Genomic DNA, 915 nt, shown 5'->3' on the forward strand with positions numbered 1-915 from the left:
ACCTGCGCCGACAAGGACGACGACGGCGACGGCGTGAACAACTGCGACGACAAGTGCCCGGGTTCGGTGGCGGGTCAGGCCGTTGGTCCGGACGGCTGCCCGGTGCCGCTGACGATCGACCTGAAGGGCGTGAACTTCGACTTCGACAAGTCGACGCTGCGTCCGGACGCGATCGCGATCCTCGACGAGGCGGTGTCGATCCTGCAGCGCGACCCGCAGCTGCGCGTTGAAGTCGCCGGTCACACCGACCTGTGCGGCACCGATGCGTACAACCAGTCGCTGTCGGAGCGTCGCGCCCGCGCCGTGTACGACTACCTGACGAGCCACGGCATCGACGCGTCGCGTCTGGCCGGCCCGAACGGTTACGGCGAGAGCCGTCCGCTCGAGAACACGCCGCAGACGCTGCCGGCGTGCAAGAACGAGCGCAACCGCCGCACCGAGCTGAACGTGCAGAACTCGTAATACCTGTTCGCACGGCTGTACCCGAAGCCCGGCCTTGCGCCGGGCTTCGTTTGCCGATCCCGGCCACCGGTCGGGCAGTCGTTAATCCTTGTTAACAAACGCAAGCGGCCGTGCAATGATTCATCTCGGCCTGTTCAGGAGCGTCAGGGCCTGGCCGCCGTTTCCGACCTTTTTTGGAGCTGCATATGAAGATCCGCATGCTGAGCACCGCACTGCTCGCGGGCCTGGCTTTCGCCCAGGCCGCCCAGGCGCAGTCGTTCGACGATCGCTGGTACGTCTCGACGTCCGCCGGCTGGAACATCCAGGACAACGACCGCGGCACGAACAACGCGCCGTTCGGCACGATCGGGCTGGGCAAGATGCTCAATCCGAACTGGTCGTTCGACGTCGAGCTGAACTACCAGAACCCGCGTTTCACCGATAACCAGGACCTGTGGTGGAGCCAGTACGGCG

General features: G+C 65.4%; 2 protein-coding genes. Both read left to right on the forward strand.

What is annotated here, in order from left to right; genetic code table 11:
• On the forward strand, window positions 1–462 hold a 462-nt coding region (locus tag E4F61_RS14010), incomplete at its 5' end, for an OmpA family protein (RefSeq protein ID WP_133480228.1).
• Between the two features lie 185 nt (window positions 463–647).
• Window positions 648–915 (forward strand): outer membrane beta-barrel protein (locus tag E4F61_RS14015; RefSeq protein ID WP_162301503.1); only part of this gene is annotated, 268 nt, incomplete at its 3' end.

The organism is Cognatilysobacter segetis (genome assembly GCF_004359965.1).
Classification (GTDB): Bacteria; Pseudomonadota; Gammaproteobacteria; order Xanthomonadales; family Xanthomonadaceae; genus Cognatilysobacter; species Cognatilysobacter segetis.